An 18,733-nucleotide genomic window follows, 5' to 3' on the forward strand; every position below is an offset into this window, starting at 1 on the left:
GCTGCCGGCGCTCCCTCTCCCGTACCCGGCTACTGCTGCTCGGGCTCGACCACGACGGAGAGTTCGGCCAGCGCGGCGTCCAGGGCCGCGCCCACCTGCTCGGGGCCGTCCCCGACCGCGATCACGTGGCCCAGCCGGTCGTACGCCTCCCGGACCGGCCGCACCGGGCGGCCCACCGCCGCCGTCACGGTGATCCGCTCCACCCCGGTGACCGCGCCCGCCCGCTCGACGCCCTCGACCGCGGCCAGCCGGCCCGCCGCGTCGGCGATCAGGAAGCGGATCCCGGCGGAGCGCTCCCGCTCGGGAGTCAGGTTCAGCGGCAGGCCGGCGGCGGCGCGGATCTGCTGGTCCAGCAGGTCGATGCCGGTCGCGGGCCGGATCAGCTCCGGGATCATGCCGCCGGCCAGCCGGGCGTTGATCTCGATGACGGCCGGCCCGTCGGCGGTCAGCCGCAGTTCGACGTGCGCCGGGCCGCGGTTCAGGCCGACGGCCTCCAGGCTGCGCCGGGCGGTGCCGGCCATCGCCGCTGCGGTCTCGGCGGGGAGCACCGCCGGGAACAGGTGCCCGGTCTCCACGAAGTACGGGAGCTCACTGACGGTGCGCTGGGTGATGCCGACGCAGACCGCCTCGCCGTCCGCCCAGAACATCTCCGCGCTGAACTCCGGCCCGGTCAGGAACTCCTCCACCAGCACCGTCCCGGCGCTGGCCTGGCCGCGCACGTTGCGGGTGACCGCCAGCAGCTTGCGGGCCTGCTCGGTGGCGGTCGCGACGTCCCCGCACCACAGCACCTCGTGCGAGCCGGACTCGTCCACCGGTTTGACCACGCAGGGCAGGCCCACCGCGGCGACCGCCGCCTCGACCTCGGCCGGATCGCGGACCTCGGCGAACCGGGGCTGGCGCACCCCGTGCGCGAGCAGGGTGCGGCGGGTCGCCGACTTGTCCCGGCAGGCCGCCAGCGCCGACGCCGGGTTGGCCGCCACGCCCAGCCCCTCGGCCAGCGCGGCCGCCTGGACCAGGTAGTACTCGCTGGTCGTGGTCACCCCCGCCACCTCGCGGCCGCCGGCCGCCTCCTCGGCCGCCTTGCGCAGCGCCTGCGGGTCGTCGGTGTCGCAGACCACCACCCGGCAGCCGGTCTCCGCCAGCCCCTGGTAGCGGGCCGGGTCCACCACGAACAGCACCGGCTCCAGGCCGAGCCGAACGGCCGTGGTGAGCGCCAGCATGCCGGTGCCCGTGGTGTTGGACTCCACGAACAGCAGCAGCGGGCGCTCCCGGCGGGAGATCTCGGCGTACGACCAGCTGTGCACCAGCTCGCCGTAGCGGACGAGTGCCGGCTCGGTCGCCACCTCGGACTCGACGGCCGCGGGGGTGACGGAGGCGCCGGCGGTGACGGAGGCCTCGGCGGCGTACACGGTGTCGACGTAGCGGTCGCCGCGGTCCGGCATGATGCCGACCAGCCGGGTGCCCGGCGCGGCGTTCGCCGCCAGGTGGGTCAGCACCCGGTAGACCGAGCCGGAGGTGTTCCCGGCGAAGATCTTCTGCTCCCGGGCCAGCGCCCTGGTCGCGGCGAAGGCCTCGTTGTCGGAGAGCCAGTGCACCTCGTCGATCAGCCGGTAGTCGATGTTGTCCGGGTAGAGGCTGTTGCCCAGGCCGGACTGGCGGCGGGTCGGTACGTCGGGCTGGCCGAACAGCACGCTGCCGACCGCGTCGACGCCGACCACCTTCAGCTCGGGGAAACGTTCCAGCAGCGCCCGGGACGTCCCGCACAGCGAACCGCCGCTGCCCACCGAGCCCACCACCACGTCCACCGTCCCGAGATCGGCGACCAGCTCCTCGGCCAGCCCGCGGTAGGCCGCCGGGTTCTGCGGGTTGGAGTACTGCTGGGGCCAGAACGCGCCCGGCAGACCGGTCATCAGCTCGGCCAGCAGGTCCAGCCGGGCCGACTGCCAGCCCTGGTCGCCCATCGCCGACACCACGTGCACCTCGCAGCCCAGGGTGCGCAGCTTGGCCAGGGTGATCGGGTCGATCCGCGGATCGGTGACGATGTGCACCGGATGGCCCAGGTGGGTGCCCACCAGCGCCAGGCCGAGCGCCATCGTCCCCGAGGAGCTCTCCACGATCGGCGCGCCCGGCTTCAGCGCCCCGGAGCGGCGGGCCTCGGTGACGACCTGCCGGGCCACCCGGTCCTTCATCGCGAAGTTGTTCGCCAGCTCCAGCTTCGCGTAGACCTCGACGCCCTCCGGCGCGGGCACCCGTAACCGGACCAGCGGGGTGTGGCCGATGGCCTCGACGATCGATTCATGCCGCATGAGCCAGCTCCATGTCCTGAAGGTTGAGGGCCCGGACCGTGGTGGTGGTGCCGGGCAGGGTCGAACAGGCCGCCACGGCGGCGGCCAGGCGGGGCCCGTGGTCGGCGTCGTTGTCGTCCAGCAGCAGGCCCAGCAGGGTGCCGCTGTGCGCGCACACCACCCCCTGGGCACCGATCCGTTCGGCGATCGCGAGCATCGCGTCGAGGTTGCGCTTGGGCGCCAGGCGCTGGTTCAGCACCGCGCTGCGGGTCGTCACCGCCCCCACCCGGGCCAGGTCGCCGGCCCGCACCGCCGCGGAGAGCTCCGCCAGCAGGTCCGCGTACTCGGCGCAGTGCGCCGGGGAGAACACCTTGGGCACCCGGTTGAAGGCCACCGTGTCGAGCAGCCCGCCCTCGTCCACCGCGACCACGGTCGCCGCCGGGAGGCCGCCGAGGCGCTCGCGCAGCCGCACCTCGCGGTGCTCGAAGGCCACCACGCCGGGGTGCATCACCCCGTCGGTCGGCTCGATCGGGCGCAGCCAGCGCTCCACCGCGGCCGGGGAGGTGTCCAGGCCCACCGCGGCGCCGACCGCCCGTACGGTGGCGACCAGGTCGGCCGAGGAACTGGCCATCCCCTTGCCGACCGGCAGGTCGCCGTCCAGCAGCAGCACCCCGCCGGCCGGCCGGCCGCAGGAGGCGAGCATCGCCTCGGCCACCCGGCGGGTCTTGGTCTTGTGCGAGGGGAACACCCGCAGCGGGCCGTCCGGGTCGAGGCGGAAGCGGGCCCGGGCCCAGCGGTCGACCGGCAGCGTCACCAGGAACTCCGGGCCGCCGGGCAGCGCGCCCTGGAGGAGTTCACCGAAGGTGCCGAAGGCGCGGGCCGAACCGGTGCGCAGGTCGACGCCGGGGCGGGCGGCGGCGAGGGACGGGCGGCGCGGGGGCTCGGCCGGGGTCTGCGTCGCGGTCTCGGCCGGAGTGCCGGCCGCAGGTACGAACCGGGGCGGCGGGGTCAAGGCCGTTCCGCCGGGGTGTCCGCCTCCGCCGACGGCGCGAGCAGCGCCGCGACCCGCTCCGCCGCCGCCCGGACGGCGGCGTCCCGCTCCGCCCACCGCCCGGTCAGGCGCTGGTGCTCGCCGAGGAGTTCGGCGAGGGTCGCGCGGACCTGGTCGGGGTGGGTCGAGCCGACCGAGGTCTTGGCGCGCAGCCCCGCCTCGACGCTCAACGACGCGGCCAGCAGCGCCTCGGGCCCGGCCAGGCGGTGCCCGGCCTCCTCCGCGATCCCCGCGAGCAGCGCGGCGTCCCCGTCGGCCGGGGCCAGGCCCTTGTCCAGCGCGGCCCTGACGTAGCGGCCCGCGATGATCTGCGCCGTGCGCCAGGGCACGCCCTCGTCCAGGGTCAGCCGGTTGGCGAGGGTGAAGCCGCCGAGGAACTCCCCCTCGCAGGCCGCGCGCATCCGGTCGGTGCGGAACTCCAGCCCGGTGACCACCGCGTGCGCCAGCCGCAGCGTCGAGCGCAGCGCCTCGGTCTGCACCCGCAGGTGCGCGCCGGCCTCCTTGGAGACCTCCACGGTGTTGGTGTACGGGGTGTTGCGCTGCGCCGCCGCCAGCTCGGCCGCGCTGCCCGCCACCAGCGCGCAGCGGCCGCGGATCCGCTCCAGCACGGGGAAGTTCTTCTTCTGCGGCATCGCGGCGGAGATCCCGGAGAGCTCGTCCGGGAGGTCCAGGAAGCCGTGGGCGCTGCCGCCCCAGGCCATCAGGTCGGTGGTGAAGCGGCTGAGCGCGACGGCGAAGTTCGCCGCCTCGGCCGCGATCGCCAGTGCCCAGCCGCGCGAGGCGACGGCCACCAGGGCGTGCGGCTGGGGGCGGGCGAAGCCGAGCAACTCGGCCATCCTGGTGCGGTCCCAGGCGAGTTCCTGGCCGGCCATGCTGCCCGCGCCCAGCGGCGAGGCGTCGATCTCGTCGTACGCCGCCAGCAGCCGGCGCACCGCGGTGAGCGTCTCGCTGGACAGCGCGGCCAGGTAGAAGCCGGGGCTGACGACCTGGGCGGCCTGGGCGTGGGTGTAGCCGGGCATCGGCACCTCGACCGCGCCCGCCGCCAGCTCGCGGACCGCCGCGTCGAAGGCGAGCAGGTCGGCGGCCAGCGCCCGGACCTGCTCGCGGGCGGACAGCAGTTGGGCGCAGACCTGGAGGTCGTTGCGGCTGCGGTCGACGTGCCAGGCCGCGAAGGGCGCGACCGGGCCGGCCGCCACGTGCCGCTCCAGGGCGAAGGAGATGTCCGACATGTTCTCCCGCGGGTTCGCCCGGACGGTCTCCGGGGACACCCCGTCCAGCCGGTCCGCGATCGCGGCGGTCCCCGCGTCGTCGACCAGCTCCATCCGCCGGTACTCCAGCAGCAGTACCTTCTCGATCGCCACGTAGTGCCGCAGCAGGTGCTCGGCCTCGTACGCGAACTGCGGTGCCAGCACCTCCTCGTGCCACACCTCGCTCGGTATGCCGACGATCCGACCGGTCACCGTCATGTCGTGCTCCTCAGAAGAACCGATGGGGCGGCCCGGCCCCCGCGGGGGGCGTCCGGTCCGGACGGTCCGCGGGCGCCGGCGGGAGAACCGGCGGTCCGCTCGTCGTGGGCCGGTCGGGGCGGCCGGGTTCCGGCGGCTCCGGGCAGCAGGGACAACAGCGTGGACAGCGGCGTGGCCGGCTCGGCGAGGGCGGCGCCGAGCAGCGCCAGGTAGTCGTCGAGCAGGTCGCGGGCGGTGGCGGGGGCGAACAGCTCGCTGTCGTACACCAACCGGGCGGCGCGGCCGGCGACTTCGAGCAGCAGGTCGTCCTCGGCGAAGCCGCACGGGGGGCCGGGGTCCGGGCCCTCCGCCAGGGCGAAGACGAGCCGCCCCGGGTGCGGGTCCGGCAGCTCCTGGTGCTCCCGGGCGGCCGAGGCGACGCCCTGCACCCGGTCGACCAGCTCGGCGAAGGCCGGGTCGCCGGAGGTGTCCAGGCGCAGCACCGCCGTGCCGGCCAGGGCGCCGACCAGCGTCAGTGTCTCCGGCCGGTGCCGCCCGGAGACGGGTACGCCGATCCCGTGATCCGTCCGGCCGGACCGGCCGTGCAGCAGCGCCGCGCAGGCGGCCAGCAGCACCACGGCGGGCGCCGCGCCCCGCCGGTCGGCGAACGTCCGCAGCGCGGCCCGGAGGCCGGGCGGGAGCACGGCGCGCACCTCGGCGCCCGCGAAGGCCGGTACGGCCGGGCGTGGCCGGTCCAGCCGGATGCCGTGGCCGGCCGGCGGGCCGGTCGGCTGCTCACTCCGGGGCTCGGCGGCTGGGCGGCCCCTCCGGCTGTCGGCGTGGTCGGCGAGGTCCGCCGGCAGCTCCGGCAGCACGGGCGGGCGGCCCTGTTCGGACGCGGCGCACAGCTCGACGAGTTCGGCGTTGAGCAGGAACAACGAGGCCTGGTCGCAGACCAGTTGGTGGGCGACCAGCACCACCGCCCAGTCCGCCTCGCCGAGCCGGACCGCGACCGCCCGCCACAGCGGCGCCCGGCCCGGGTCGAAGGGCTGCGCCCCCGCGCGGTCGGCGAGTTCGGCCAGCCGCTCGGCCCGCTTGCCGTCGTCCGGCCCGCCGAGGTCGGTGAACTCCACCGGGAGGTCGATCCGCGGGTGCACGACCTGCCGCAGCTCACCGTCGAGCACCCGTAGCGAGGTGCGCAGGGCGGCGTGCCGGCCGGCCAGTTCGCCGAGGGCGGCGCGCAGTCGTGGCTCGTCGACCGCCGCGCCGATCCGGAAGGTGTCGGCCACGTGCTGGAGCAGCAGGCCCCGGGAGCGGCGGCCGGTCAGCCAGACCAGTTCCTGGCCGCGTTCGGCGCGGGCAACGCGCTCCCCGCCCGCGCCGAACGCGGCCGACCCGGTGGTTCCGTCCGCCGTCACCGGAGTTCTCCCAGGACGGCCCTGGCCTCGGGACGAGCGGGAACGGCTGCTCGGACCGGAGCCGCGACGCCCCGGAGCGATCCCCGCACGTTCGGACGGCGCTCGTTGTCGGTGGCCTTCGCCAGGGCGGTCCCGTCCACCTGCGGTGCTCCTACCGCAGGGACCCCGCAACCGGTCAGGGCGTCGCGCCGGCCCGGACGTTCGGGTCGGCGGCCGCGTCCGTCCGCGACGCCGGACGGTCCACGCTCCGGCGCCCGCATCGAGAGAGAGCCGCCCGCCACGGCCGCCACGTCGGCGTCATCGGCCGGTACGAGCCGACCTCTCGGATCTGCTCCGCGTGTGGCCTCCTGGACGGGCCGAAGCCGCTCGCCGTACGCGAGTGGACGTGCGAGGCATGCGGCGCACTCCATGACCGTGATCTCAACGCCTCTCGTAACATCCTGGCCGCCGGACGGGCGGACAGGCCGAACGCCTGCGGAGGGCCGGTACGACCCGGTGCGGCGATCCCGTGCCAGGCACAGCCAGTTGGAACAGGAACCCACCGGAACGACTGCGGAGCGGGGCGCAAGCCTCGCGCCGCGCGCGCGGCCGGAAGCCCCCGGCTCCGGCCAGGGGAGGAGGTCGAGGTTCCTGACCTCGTCGTGCCAACCCGTCGCGAACCGGGCCCGCCCCGCGGGGCGGACCGGACCCGGTGGACCGAGCCGGCGGTCATGCCACCGGGCTCCCGAGCCCGGTGCGAATCGCCCGGCTGATGGCGTCCAGGTTGTCGTCGAGGAAGAAGTGGCCGCCCGGGACCAGGTGTTGGGTGAACGGCCCGGTCGTGTGCGCGGCCCAGCCGGCCGCGTCCTCGGGCCGGGCCGAGGCGTCCTCGGTGCCGACGAAGGCGGTGATCGGCACCGGCACCGGCGGTTCGTCGCCGCAGTCGTACGCGTCCAGCCAGCCGAAGTCGGCCCGGCAGACCGGCAGGACGAGTTCCAGCAGCTCCGGCTCGTCCAGCACGAAGGCGGGCAGGCCGCCGCCGCGGACCAGCCGCTCCAGCATCTCGGCGTCGGGCAGTGCCGACAGGCCGTCGAAGATGTCGCCGCCACGCGGCTGGTCCGGCCGCGGGCACCCCGACACGAAGAGGTGGACGGGCAGTTCGGCCCCGTACCGGCGCAGCCGGCGGACCACCTCGAACGCGAGGAGGGCCCCCATCGAGTGCCCGAAGAGCGCGTACGGCCGGTCGGCGGAAGCCGCCACGGCCTCCGCGATCAGCTCCACCTCCACGGCCGCGGGCTCACCGATGCGGCGCTCCCTACCCGGCAGGGCCAGTGCGGCGACCTCGACCTCGGGACCGAGCGCGGCGGGCCAACGGGTGTAGACGGACGTGGCGCCACCGGCATAGGGGAAGCAGACGAGCCTGACCGGCGCCTCCGGACGCAATTCTCGGGAAACGAACCATTTGTCGGGGAGTATCTGGCCGTTCACGGGCGCCGTCCAGGAAGTCCGGCTTTTGGCCCGAGGTCGTCCGGAAAGTCCATGGTCTCCGAAGCGGCCTTTCTGGAAAAGATGCCAGAACTCATTCGACCCGTCACTGGATCGCCGCTCTGCGGAGGCCGGTTGTGCCGCCTGGTCGGTTCTGCCATCGAGGATGATGAATAGTGTGCCGATCAACCGCTGACGACTGTACCTCAGCTGAGTGAGCACGCTCAATAGTTGGCGATAACCGGCCAACCGAGCGGCAGCACCCCCCTCCTGAATGGGCCGATTCGACAACCGGCCCACCCCGGCGGGGAATCGGGGGCGCAACTCACCGGGAAGTCGCATTGGCTTATCCGGCCACGCCTCGCGCGGCGCCACCGGACGGGTGCAGCCCACCCGCGCGGGGGCCGGGGCGGCCGGGCTCGGTCCGTCCACGACCCGCCCGGACCGGCGCCGGCAGGCCGAGTCGGCGCCGAGCAGCGGCCGCGCCCGTCCGTCCCGCCGCCCGTGCGTTCGTCGGTCCACCCTTGTCCGAGGAGGACTCCGGGCGTCCAGGGGCTGCTGCGCGCGCACGAGGCCTGGGTGCCGGCCGCCGACGGCGAGGTCGGCCCCTACCTGCGGCCGTCCGTGTTCGCCTCCGAGGCCTTCCTCGGCGTCCGCACCCGGTCCCCGCCGGCCGGCGAGCCGTTATTCGGTACCTGGCACCGGGGTTCGTCACCTACATTGAGGCTCGGTACACAGATGATCGTGAGCCATCGATCACGCCCGACCGACAGGAGAGCGCGCCATGGCAGACACAGTGCAGGAACTGAGCGGGGTGAAGGTGCTCGTGTGCGACCCCGCCGGGCCCGTGATCACCACCGTGCAGGACGCACTGGATCTCATCGGCGCGACGTACGAGGGCGCCGAGCTGGTCGCCGTGCCCGCCGAGCGGCTGGACGACACCTTCTTCTCCCTGAGCACCGGGTTCGCCGGCGAGGTGATGCAGAAGTTCGTCAACTACCACGTCCGGCTGGTCATCCTCGGCGACATCTCCCGCCACCTGGAGGCCAGTTCGGCGCTTCGCTCGCTCGTCGTCGAGTCGAACCGGGGCTCCCACATCTGGTTCCTCGCGGACACCGATGCCCTCGCGGCCCGGCTGGAGCCCGCAGCCTGACCTTGCCCCGCACTCGCCATGGCACCCGCCCCGCGCCGGCCTCCGGCGCGGGGCGCGGCGTTTCCGGCCGCCGCCCGGGCACCGGTCGGCCCCTCGATCGGTTCGCCGGTCGGTTCGCGGCCGGCCCGTGGTCGGCCCGCGCTCAGCCGTGGTCAGCCCGCTGACCAACCTGCGATCGGTCCGCTGGTCAACCCGCGACGAGCGCCAGTCGGATCCAGCGCTCCGCCTCCGCCGTGGCCACCGCCACGTCGAAGGCCCCGGGCGCGGCCGCCGCCTGCACCACCAGCCCCTTGAGCAGCCCCACGAAGGCGAACGCGAAGGCCCGCGCGTCCACCCCGGCCCGCACCTGCCCCTCGGTCAGTCCCTGGCCCACCACCTCCGCCGCCCAGCCGCGCGTCCGTTCGTCCAACTCGGCCACCCCGGGTGTCAGTTCGGAGGCTCCGGCGAGCGCCTCGGCACCCAGCACCACGAACGCCCGACCCAGGTCCGTCGGGTTCCGCACGCCCTCCAGACAGCCCCGGGCGAAGCGGCACAGCTCCTCCGCGGCCCCGGCGCCACTGCGCTCGGGTGCGGCCGCCGCCATCGCCTCGGCCAGCGCCTCCTCCTGGAGCCGGGCGAGCAGCGCGGCCTTGGAGCCGAAGTAGTGGCTGGCCAGGCCTCGACTGAAGCCCGCCTCCTCCCCCACCCTGGCCAGCGTGACCCCGGTGCTGCCGTGCTCGGCGATCAGCCGGGCTGCGGCGGCGAGCAGCGCGCGCTCCGCGTGGGCACGGCGCTCGGCCTGGGTGCGGCGGGACGGCGCCTCCTGCGGAGGTGCGCCGGGAGTGGCGGCCGTTTCATCGTGCGTGGGCATGGCCCCATGCTAGGGTCGAACTTGCTTGTTGGCTAACAAGCAAGTTTGTGGCGACAGGGCACTCCCAGGCTCCCCCGGCCCCGCCGCCCCGGCAGAAGGGACACCCCGATGACCGCCACCATGCTCGCGGGCCGCCTCGACCTCACCAAGGGTGCGTTCGCCGTCGAGGAGGTACCCGTCCCGGCGCCCGGTCCGGGCGAGGTGCTGATCAAGGTCGAGGCCGCCGGTGTCTGCCTCTCCGACGTCCACCTGATCGACGGCACGCTCAAGCCGTTCCTCCTCAAGGGCGACAAGGTCACCCTCGGCCACGAGGTGGCGGGCACCGTCCACACCCTCGGCCCGGGCGTGACCGGCGCCGCCGTCGGCGACCGGGTCCTGCTCCAGGCCGGCGAGACCCGCGACGGCCGGGTGTTCACCCGCGGCGTGGACTACGACGGCGGCTGGGCCGAGTACGCGCTCGCCACGGCCACGACCCTGGTGCCGATCCCGGACGAACTCCCCTTCGAGCAGGCCTGCTTCATCCCCGATGCGGTCTCCACCCCCTGGGCCGCCATCACCGCCACCGGCGCGGTCCGCCCGGCCGAGGCCGTCGGCGTCTGGGGTGTCGGCGGGCTCGGCGCCCACGGCGTCCAGCTGCTGCGCGCCATCGGCGCCTTCCCGATCGTCGCCGTCGACCCCCTCCCGGCGGCCCGCGAACGCGCTCTCGCCTTCGGCGCCGACGCCGCCCTGGACCCGGCCGACCCGCAGTTCACCGCCCACCTGCGCGCGGCCACCGGCGGTCGGCCGCTCGCCGCCGCCTTCGACTTCGCGGGCGTCGCCCCGGTGCGCGAGCAGGCCATGGCCACCCTCGGCGAACGCGGTCGCCTGGTGCTCGTCGGCCTCACCGACAAGCCGCTGACCGTCACCGACGGCACCCGGGTCAGCTACCTGCGCCAGCAGATCCTCGGCCACTACGGCTCCGACGGCCAGGACGTCATCGACCTGGTCGACCTGGTCCACGGCGGCCGCCTGGACTTCTCCCGCTCGGTGAGCGGCACCTTCCCGCTGGCCGAGGCCGCCCGCGCCGTCGAGGCGCTGGAACGCAAGGAGGGCAACCCGATCCGCCTGATCCTCAAGCCCTGACCGGACCCACGGCCGCGCTGCGCCGGCCTCCGGTTCCGCCTACCCGCCACACCCAGGGGTCCGCGGCCCCTGCCCCGCACCTGCCCGTCTGAGCCGGGCACGGCACCGGGGGGGGGGGGGGGGGCCCCCGGGGGGGGGGGGGCCCCCCCCCCCCGGGGGCCCCCGCGGGCACGCCCGCCGCCCGGGGGCCCCCCCCCCCCCCCCCCCCCCGGCCCCGGGGGGGGCGGCCGGGGGGGGGGGGGGGGGGGCGCCCCGGGCGCCCCCCCCCCCCCCCGACTGTGCACGGCCCACAGGCACCCGACCGCCCCGGCGCCGGCCCGCCCGACCGGACCCCGAGGCCTCGGACCGTACCGGCCGGAAGTGGCCCTCGGTTCCGACGCCTCCGGGTCGACGGCCCGCATCGGCACAGGCCGCTGACCACTACTCCACCGGCGACACGTGCAGCACCCGGCCCACCGGCTCCGCGGCCGCCGCCTCCTTCGACTCCAGGTACAGACGCGCCCGGAACACCCCCGACAGACTCGCCGTCACCGTCGTACCGGCCCACAGGCACAGCGCCGCAGCGGCCATCAGCAGCGCCCCGAGCCCCCGGCCCGTCGCCATGAGCCCGAGCACGAGCAGCACCACGGAAGGCAGCAACGACAGCAGGGACGGCAAGGCCATCCAGGTCGAGCCGCGCATGAACTCGCTGCGGTCCCGCCGGTACACCTCCCGCGAGCTCCGCACCGCCTCGCGCACCCCCACCCCGTCGACCACCAACGCCGGCACCACCAGGTAGTTCCCGAGCGCCCACGTCATGCCGACCAGCGACAGCACGCCGAGCACCTGTACCAGCCCGATCGGCGCCCACCCGGCGATCGCCCGCACCCTGCCGGCGACCCGCCGGTAGGCGGCCCTGATCGCCACCGGCCGCCCCCGCAGGGCGTCGGCAGCGGCAACGAGCACCGCCGAAGTGCCGAACACGGCGAGGAACGACAGCCCCACCAGTCCGGTGGCCCCGAGCACCAGGCTCCCCCCGAGCAGCACCTCCGCCCACACCACCAGCGCGGCGGCCCCGCCCACGACCGCCACCGTGATCCCGGAAAGGAGCAGCAGCTTCTTCCGCCGCCACACCACCCCCACCAACGCCCGCACGGACCCGCTCCCGCTCAACGCCCTGCCCCGTTCGTCATCCCGACCCCCGCTGCTACTCCAGCAGGCTGCCCATGTGCCCGTCGTCGATCCGTAGCGGCCAGAAGTGGCTCTCGCTCTCGAAGGCCTCCGGGTCGAGGGCCCGCATCACCGCTTCGGCCGCGCCGTCGAGGAGTTCGGACGGCTCGAACACCGACCAGGGGCCCGGCCTCCACGGGTGTTCCGTCTCGCGGTGCACGGCCCGGAGGCGCTCGAAGGTCCACAGGACGTACAGCAGCGTCGACAGGTCCCGGTGCAGGTAGGCGGCCGGTTCGCCGTCGTCCCAGAAGTCGGGGAGCTCGACCCGGCCCGTCGCCCCGTCCAGCAGGACCACGAAGTCGTACATCCAGCCGCCGACGACCAGGTGCCCGCCCTGCTGCGGGCGAGTCGACGGCCCCTCCTCGTCCTCGCCCCCGGACCCGAAGTCCTCCGGGTACGACTCCGCCAGGGTGCGCAGCGGCCGCTCGGCGTCGACGTCGAGCAAGCACCGCTCGGTGACCGGCAGGCCGGTCTCGGTCAGCAGCCGGCGGGTCGGGCCGTGGCTGATGCTCGCGGGCAGTTCGGCCTCCTCGAACCGCCGGACGCCACCCTCGCCCTCCAGCGTCGCGAGGTCCTCGACCAGGGCCGCGGAGACCGCGTACGCCTGCTCGCCCGGCCCGCCCGCCTCGGCGCCCCAGGCGAGGGCACGGATCGTCAGCGCCGTCTCCCAGTGCGCGGGCCGGTCGTCCGTCCGCCGGAACAGCTCCGGGTCGGCCTCCCGCAGCAACAGCCGCCCCAGCTGCTCCACCTCGGCGACGGTGGCCGGGCCGTAGGGCCGCACCTCGCCCGCCGCCAGGCCGTGCTCGCCCGCGGCGGCAGCGCTGACGGCCTCGATCTCCGCGGCCAGCGCGATCAGGCACTGCGGGCTGCTGGCCAGCAGATCCCGCTGGAGCACGTCGTCATCGTCCGGCCGGGCCAGGAAGACCTCACCGCTCGCGCCGTCCAGCAGCACGGTGACCGGCCCCTCGAAGGCCTCGTACCGGGCCTCTCCCAGTACGTACAGCCCCTCGGTGCCCCGGACGCCCTGCCGCTCGTACCAGGAGGTCGCGGACTGCAGCGGCTCGTCCCCCGAGGCCTCCAGGTCCAGGTACGCGTACGACCAGCACAGCTCCCCGGCCGCGAGCAGCTCCCGGCTCGGCCTGTGGGTGACCCCCTCGGGCACGACCCGAAGCGGCCCGGCCTCCACACCAGTCCCCGTCACCGCACGCCCCCCTGCCCCGCCGATCCACGACGGACGATCTTCCACCGACGCGAGCGACCATAACCGACCCCGCTGACAACCGGCCCGGCCCCCGGGTCCACGAACCGTCAGCTCGCTGCGGGGCGCCACCGAAATGGCATGCACGCCACTAGCCAACCGTCCAGTAGCGCCCCTACCGTCGACTCCCCGTGGCTTCGACGGAGGAGCTCGCATTGCGCCCACGCTCACGCCCCCACCGCCTCCGGTCCGCCGCCGTCGCCCTCGCGTCGGCCCTGTTCGTCACCGCCGCCCTGACCGCTCCGGCGGCCGCGACCGCCGCCACCGCCGCCCCCGACTACTGCGGCGGCCGCTGCACCGACATCCTCCCGCCCGGCGAGAACGGCAACGCCACGCTCGCCGAGATCCTGCTGAACCGGGTGTTCGGCAGCCGCCCCGCGCACACCGACGACCAGCTCGGGCCGTACGCCGCCCTCGCCTCCGGGTACCCGGGGCTCACCGAGGCCGGGTTGCGGAACTTCTTCAACGACGCGTCCTTCGGGGTGCCCGCCGACCAGGTGGCCAGTACCGCCAGTCCGCGTCCGGACGTGACGATCGTGCGCGACAAGGCCACCGGCGTGCCGCACGTCACCGGCACCACCCGGTACGGGACCGAGTTCGGCGCGGGCTACGCCGCCGCACAGGACCGGCTCTGGGTGATGGACCTGTTCCGGCACGTCGGCCGCGGCGAGCTGTCCGGCTTCGCGGGCGGCGCGGCCGCCAACCGGCAGCTGGAGCAGAGCTTCTGGCAGGCCGCGCCGTACGCCGAGGCCGAGTTGCAGCAGCAGATCGACGCGCTCGCCGCCCGCGGCGGCCGGGCCACCCAGGCGCTCGCCGACGCCAACGCCTACCTGGACGGCATCAACCGGTACGTCACGGAGGCGTACAACGGCCGCACCTTCCCCGGCGAGTACGACCTGACCGGGCACATCGACCCGATCACCAACGCCGGTTCGATCGCGCCCTTCAAGCTCACCGACCTGGTCGCCCTGGCCTCGGTGGTCGGCGCGCTGTTCGGATCCGGCGGCGGGGGTGAACTCGCCTCCGCCCAGGTCAGGTCGGCCGCCGAGGCCCGCTACGGCAAGGACGCCGGGGACGCGGTGTGGCGGTCGCTGCGCGAGTCGGACGACCCGGAGGCCGTACGGACCCTGCACGACGGGCAGCGCTTCCCGTACGCGACCGTGCCCGACGACCCGCAGGGCCAGGCGCTGCCCGACCCCGGCTCGGTGGTGCCCGAGCGGATGGTCTACGACGCCACCGGCTCGGCGAACACCGCGGCCACGAAGGCGGACGGGGTCCTGCCCGGCAACCTGCTGACCGCCAAGCACGGCATGTCCAACGCCCTGCTGGTCTCCGGCGCGCACACCGACGACGGCCACCCCGTCGCCGTGTTCGGCCCGCAGACCGGCTACTTCGCGCCGCAGCTGCTGATGCTGGAGGAGCTCCAGGGCCCGGGGATCAGCGCCCGCGGCGCGGCCTTCGCGGGCCTCAGCTTCTACGTGCAGCTCGGCCGCGGCCAGGACTACGCCTGGAGCGCCACCTCGGCCGGGCAGGACATCACCGACACCTACGCCGTCCCGCTCTGCACCACCGACGGCTCACCGGCCACCACGGCATCGAACTCCTACCTCTGGCACGGAAGTTGCGTGCCCTTCGACCGGCTGGAACGCAAGGACGCGTGGAGCCCGACCACCGCCGACTCCACCCCGGCCGGCTCGTACACCCTGGTGATGTACCGCTCCGACTACGGCCTGGTGACGGCCCGCGGCACCGTCGGCGGCGCCCCCGTCGCCTTCACCTCGCTGCGCTCCACCTACCGCCACGAGGCCGATTCCATCATCGGCTTCCAGGAGTTGAACGACCCCGGCGCGGTGCACGACGCGCCGAGCTTCCAGCGGGCGGCGCAGGACATCAACTACACCTTCAACTGGTTCTACGCCGACTCCCGCGACATCGCGTACTACAACTCCGGCAGCAACCCGGTCCGCGCTCCCGGCGTCGACCCGGGACTGCCCGTCCTCGCCCGCCCCGCCTACGAGTGGGCCGACTTCGACCCCGCCACCAACACCGCCCGGTACACCCCGCCGGCCGAGCACCCGCAGTCCGTGAACCAGGACTACTACGTCTCCTGGAACAACAAGCAGGCGGACGGCTACACCGCCGCGGGCTTCGGCAACGGCTCGGTGCACCGCGCCAACCTGCTCGACGACCGGGTCAAGGCGCTGCTGCGGAACGGCGGCAGGGCGAGCAGGGTCTCGCTCACCCAGGCCATGGAGAGCGCGGCACTGGCCGACCTGCGGGCCGAGGACGTGCTGCCCGACCTGATCCGGGTGCTGCGCAGCGCACCGGTCACCGACCCGACGGCCGCCACCGCCCTCCAGCAGCTGGAGGCCTGGCTCGCCGACGGCGCCCAGCGGAAGGAGACCTCGCCGGGCAGCCACACCTACGCGGACGCGACCGCGATCCGGGTGCTGGACGCCTGGTGGCCGCTGCTCGCCGACGGCGTGATGCGGCCCGGGCTCGGCGACCAGCTGTTCACCGCCCTGACCGGCGCGCTGCAGATCAACGAGTCGCCCTCCGGCGGGCAGACCGGCGCCTCCGCCGGCGGGCCGGTCAGCGCCAACGAGTCGATTCCGCACAAGGGTTCGGCCTTCCAGTACGGCTGGTGGAGCTACCTGGACAAGGACCTGCGGTCCGTCCTCGGCGACCCGGTCGCCGGACCGCTGGCCCGCCCCTTCTGCGGCGGGGGCGATCTCGCGGCCTGCCGGAACGTCCTGCTCACCACCCTGAGCCAGGCCGCCGCCCAGCCCCCCGCCCAGGTCTACCCGGGCGACGCGGACTGCGCGGCGGGCGACCAGTGGTGCGCCGACACCGTGATCCAGCGCCCGCTGGGCGGGGTGACGGACGACAGGACCACCTGGCAGAACCGCCCGACCTACCAGCAGGTGGTGCAGTTCTCCGGCCACCGCTGAGCGGCGAAGCGGTCGCCGGCGCCCCCGGAGGCGTCGGCGACCGCGGCACGGCGGCCACCGCACGGCGACCGTACGGCCACCGCACCGCCGCCGCACGGCGACCGACGTGCGCTCAGCCCAGCCGCTTGGCGACCTTCTGCTCGGCCTCCCGCAGATAGCGGGCCTGGTCCCCGAGCCGGGTGCCCGCCCCCTTGTAGAACTGCGGGCTCTCGATCGTGGCCATCCGGTCCGAGAGGGCCGTCGCCAGTTCGGCGGTGACCTCCACCAGATCGGCGAGCACGCCCAGCATCACTCCCTCCTCCGCGGCCGGGACCCTGTCCCGCCACCCCTCCTTCGACTTGGGCAGCGCGTTCTCCCGCAGCTGCCGCCGCGCCTCCTCGACCGCGTCGACCATCGCCCTCATCCCGCTGTCCATCACGCCTCCGCTCCCGTCCGACAATCCGGCCCGACGATCCGGCCCGACCCCCCCTGGTGTTCCGGCCAGCCTTCCCATCCGGCCGCCCCCGCCACACCCGACGGACGGCGCAATCCGACGGGCCCCGGTACGCGGCAGCCCCTAGCGTGGGGGCCGGGGACCGCCCGGACGCGCCCGGGCCGAGTCCCGAGACCCACATCAGGAGGAACCCCGACCATGACCGCCGACCTCTCCGACCTCACCGGGGACTACGTCCTCGACCCCGCCCACACCCGGATCGGCTTCGTCGCCCGGCACGCCATGGTGACCAAGGTCCGCGGCTCCTTCACCGAGTTCGAGGGCAGCGCCCACCTGGACGGCGAGGACCCGAGCCGCTCCTCCGCCCGGGTCACGATCCAGGCCGGAAGCATCGACACCGGCGTCGCCCAGCGCGACCAGCACCTGCGCACCAACGACTTCCTGGACGTCCCCACCTTCCCGACCATCACCTTCACCGCCACGGCGGTCGAGCCGCACGGGGAGGGCGAGTACCGGGTCACCGGGGACCTCACCGTCAAGGGGACCACCCGCCCGGTCCCCATCGACGTCGAGTACACCGGCCACGCCGTCGACCCCCAGGGCAACCTGCGCGTCGGACTGGAGGGCTCGGTCACGATCAACCGCAAGGACTTCGGGGTGACCTGGAACGCGGCGCTGGAGGGCGGCGGCGTCCTGGTCGGCGAGAAGGTCGTCCTGGAGTTCGACGTCTCCGCCGTCCGCCAGGACGGGCCGACCGGGTAGCGGTCCGACGGCTCGCCACGGCCGCCGACCGGAACCGAGGATTCGGAAATCCACCCTGTAGCACCTGAAACCCCCTTAGGCTGCTTACATGGCAACCGACGACTCCCTCGCGACCGGACAGCGCTCACTCGGCGACCCCGCCCTCGACTACCCCCTCTGGCCCCCGCTGACCTCGGGCTGCCCGCGCACCAGCACGGAGGACGTCTCCTACCCCGTCGAGGTCGGCTACGCCTACGACAAGGTGGACCCGGCCGCCCTGTTCGCCCCGGTGCGGGCCCGCGGCGGCCTGGAGCGCTGGGCGCCGCTGCTGCCGCCGCTGCACGCGCCCGGCCTCGGCGAGGGCGCCACCCCGCTGGTCGAGATCGAGTCGGGCGTGTACGTCAAGGACGAGTCCCGCAACCCGACCTGGAGCCACAAGGACCGGCTGAACCGCTGCACCACCAGCGCCGCCGTCGGCGCCGGCGCGCCCGGCATCGCGGTGGCCTCCTCCGGCAACCACGGCGCCTCGGCGGCCGCCTACGCCGCCCGGGCCGGGCTCCCCTGCGTGGTGTTCACCGGCCCGGACGCGCCGCCCGCCGTGGACGCCTTCCTCAACGCCTACGGCGCCGTCGTCCTGCCCGTGCCGTGGGAGGCCCGCTGGCCGCTGCTGCGCCAGGTGGTGGAGCGCCTCGGGCTGCACCCGGTCAGCAACCTGACCACCACCCACACCGGCCACGCCTACGGCCCCGAGGGCTACAAGACCGTGGCGTACGAGATCTTCCAGGACGTCGGCGTACCGAGCGCGGTGTTCGTCCCGACCGGGTACGGGGAGCTGCTCTTCGGGGTCTGGAAGGGCTTCGAGGAGCTGCGCCGGCTGGGCCTGGCCGACCGGGTGCCGCGGGTGTACGCCTGCGAGTCCGCGGCCTCCGGCGCGCTGCACCGGGCGTTCGCCGAGGGCGCGCCGGCCGCGCACGTGACGGTCGGCCCGAGCGAGGCGTACTCGATCGCCTCGCCGGTGAGCGGCTACCGGGGCGTGCTGGCGGTACGCGAGAGCGGCGGCCGGGCACTGACCGTGGACGACCGTCAACTCGCCGACGCCCAGGGTGAGCTGGCCCGGGCCGGGCTGTGGGCCGAGCTGTCCGCGGCGGCCGGTCTGGCCGGGCTGCGCAGCCTCGGCGCCCAGGCGCCGGACGACGGCCCGGTGGTGTGCGTCTCCACCTCCAGCGGCTTCAAGGACAAGGGCATGGGCTCCCACCGAACCGCCCCGGCCGCCCCGACCTGGGAGGAGGTCGAGCGCCGGCTGCGCGCGGCGGGGATCACCGGCTGACCCGCCGCGCGGCAAGGGGAGATCGC

15 protein-coding genes are annotated in these 18,733 nt (G+C 74.9%); 6 read left to right on the top strand and 9 right to left on the bottom strand.

From position 1 onward, the window contains the following. Nucleotides 1-29 precede the first annotated feature (29 nt). From ACIRVF_RS20265 to ACIRVF_RS20280, 4 genes are read right to left on the bottom strand one after another with little or no spacing between them, the layout of a single operon-like run. Nucleotides 30-2,306, bottom strand: coding sequence for a pyridoxal-phosphate dependent enzyme (locus ACIRVF_RS20265; protein WP_402819313.1), 2,277 nt, complete (start codon nt 2,304-2,306; stop codon nt 30-32). Further along, nucleotides 2,296-3,297, bottom strand: coding sequence for a kinase (locus tag ACIRVF_RS20270; RefSeq protein WP_402819316.1), 1,002 nt, complete (start codon nt 3,295-3,297; stop codon nt 2,296-2,298). The genes ACIRVF_RS20265 and ACIRVF_RS20270 overlap by 11 nt, the downstream gene beginning before the upstream one ends. Then, complete coding sequence (locus ACIRVF_RS20275) at nt 3,294-4,802, bottom strand: lyase family protein (RefSeq protein WP_402819319.1); 1,509 nt, start codon at nt 4,800-4,802, stop codon at nt 3,294-3,296. The genes ACIRVF_RS20270 and ACIRVF_RS20275 overlap by 4 nt, the downstream gene beginning before the upstream one ends. Next, complete coding sequence (locus tag ACIRVF_RS20280) at nt 4,799-6,199, bottom strand: condensation domain-containing protein (RefSeq protein ID WP_402819322.1); 1,401 nt, start codon at nt 6,197-6,199, stop codon at nt 4,799-4,801. The genes ACIRVF_RS20275 and ACIRVF_RS20280 overlap by 4 nt, the downstream gene beginning before the upstream one ends. Before the next feature lie 140 nt (nt 6,200-6,339). Here ACIRVF_RS20280 and ACIRVF_RS20285 point away from each other — a divergent pair, with 140 nt between their 5' ends. Beyond that, nucleotides 6,340-6,951 (top strand): zinc ribbon domain-containing protein, encoded by a 612-nt coding sequence (locus tag ACIRVF_RS20285; protein WP_402819653.1) that lies wholly within the window; start codon nt 6,340-6,342, stop codon nt 6,949-6,951. Here the strand turns inward: ACIRVF_RS20285 and ACIRVF_RS20290 are convergent. Beyond that, complete coding sequence (locus tag ACIRVF_RS20290; RefSeq protein WP_402819325.1) at nt 6,908-7,666, bottom strand: thioesterase II family protein; 759 nt, start codon at nt 7,664-7,666, stop codon at nt 6,908-6,910. The two genes, ACIRVF_RS20285 and ACIRVF_RS20290, sit on opposite strands and share 44 nt — an antisense overlap. A gap of 781 nt (nt 7,667-8,447) precedes the next feature. On the opposite strand from ACIRVF_RS20290, the gene ACIRVF_RS20295 reads away from it, so the two are divergent. Further along, on the top strand, nt 8,448-8,816 hold the full coding sequence (locus ACIRVF_RS20295) for a DUF4180 domain-containing protein (protein WP_402819328.1): 369 nt from the start codon (nt 8,448-8,450) through the stop codon (nt 8,814-8,816). 187 nt (nt 8,817-9,003) lie between these two features. Here the strand turns inward: ACIRVF_RS20295 and ACIRVF_RS20300 are convergent, their stop codons facing one another. After that, nucleotides 9,004-9,666: a TetR/AcrR family transcriptional regulator gene (locus ACIRVF_RS20300; RefSeq protein WP_402819331.1), complete on the bottom strand. Its 663-nt coding sequence runs from the start codon at nt 9,664-9,666 to the stop codon at nt 9,004-9,006. A gap of 108 nt (nt 9,667-9,774) precedes the next feature. Between ACIRVF_RS20300 and ACIRVF_RS20305 the strand changes: the two genes are divergently transcribed. After that, nucleotides 9,775-10,788 (top strand): zinc-binding dehydrogenase, encoded by a 1,014-nt coding sequence (locus ACIRVF_RS20305; protein ID WP_402819334.1) that lies wholly within the window; start codon nt 9,775-9,777, stop codon nt 10,786-10,788. Nucleotides 10,789-11,208: 420 nt separating this feature from the next. Here ACIRVF_RS20305 and ACIRVF_RS20310 read toward each other — a convergent pair whose 3' ends face one another. Next, entirely contained in the window at nt 11,209-11,922 is a 714-nt protein-coding gene (locus ACIRVF_RS20310; protein ID WP_402819337.1) for a hypothetical protein, read from the bottom strand. 52 nt (nt 11,923-11,974) lie between these two features. Continuing rightward, on the bottom strand, nt 11,975-13,198 hold the full coding sequence (locus ACIRVF_RS20315; protein ID WP_402819340.1) for an SUKH-4 family immunity protein: 1,224 nt from the start codon (nt 13,196-13,198) through the stop codon (nt 11,975-11,977). A gap of 212 nt (nt 13,199-13,410) precedes the next feature. Here ACIRVF_RS20315 and ACIRVF_RS20320 point away from each other — a divergent pair, with 212 nt between their 5' ends. Then, nucleotides 13,411-16,206, top strand: coding sequence for a penicillin acylase family protein (locus ACIRVF_RS20320; protein ID WP_402819343.1), 2,796 nt, complete (start codon nt 13,411-13,413; stop codon nt 16,204-16,206). 112 nt (nt 16,207-16,318) lie between these two features. On the opposite strand, the gene ACIRVF_RS20325 is transcribed toward ACIRVF_RS20320, so the two are convergent. Further along, nucleotides 16,319-16,621: a hypothetical protein gene (locus tag ACIRVF_RS20325; protein WP_402819346.1), complete on the bottom strand. Its 303-nt coding sequence runs from the start codon at nt 16,619-16,621 to the stop codon at nt 16,319-16,321. A gap of 216 nt (nt 16,622-16,837) precedes the next feature. Here ACIRVF_RS20325 and ACIRVF_RS20330 point away from each other — a divergent pair, with 216 nt between their 5' ends. Beyond that, nucleotides 16,838-17,401, top strand: coding sequence for a YceI family protein (locus ACIRVF_RS20330; protein ID WP_402819349.1), 564 nt, complete (start codon nt 16,838-16,840; stop codon nt 17,399-17,401). Nucleotides 17,402-17,489: 88 nt separating this feature from the next. Next, nucleotides 17,490-18,707, top strand: a complete 1,218-nt coding sequence (locus ACIRVF_RS20335; protein ID WP_402819352.1) for a pyridoxal-phosphate dependent enzyme — start codon at nt 17,490-17,492, stop codon at nt 18,705-18,707. Nucleotides 18,708-18,733 lie beyond the last annotated feature (26 nt).

The sequence above is a fragment of the Kitasatospora sp. NPDC101157 genome, assembly GCF_044768255.1.
Classification (GTDB): domain Bacteria; phylum Actinomycetota; class Actinomycetes; order Streptomycetales; family Streptomycetaceae; genus Kitasatospora.

Coding starts and splice junctions, on each gene's coding strand:
- ACIRVF_RS20300 (WP_402819331.1), bottom strand. CDS start 9,666: ATGCCCACGCACGATGAAACGGCCGCCACTCCCGGCGCACCTCCGCAG.
- ACIRVF_RS20265 (WP_402819313.1), bottom strand. CDS start 2,306: ATGCGGCATGAATCGATCGTCGAGGCCATCGGCCACACCCCGCTGGTC.
- ACIRVF_RS20335 (WP_402819352.1), top strand. CDS start 17,490: ATGGCAACCGACGACTCCCTCGCGACCGGACAGCGCTCACTCGGCGAC.
- ACIRVF_RS20330 (WP_402819349.1), top strand. CDS start 16,838: ATGACCGCCGACCTCTCCGACCTCACCGGGGACTACGTCCTCGACCCC.
- ACIRVF_RS20275 (WP_402819319.1), bottom strand. CDS start 4,802: ATGACGGTGACCGGTCGGATCGTCGGCATACCGAGCGAGGTGTGGCAC.
- ACIRVF_RS20295 (WP_402819328.1), top strand. CDS start 8,448: ATGGCAGACACAGTGCAGGAACTGAGCGGGGTGAAGGTGCTCGTGTGC.
- ACIRVF_RS20325 (WP_402819346.1), bottom strand. CDS start 16,621: ATGGACAGCGGGATGAGGGCGATGGTCGACGCGGTCGAGGAGGCGCGG.
- ACIRVF_RS20305 (WP_402819334.1), top strand. CDS start 9,775: ATGACCGCCACCATGCTCGCGGGCCGCCTCGACCTCACCAAGGGTGCG.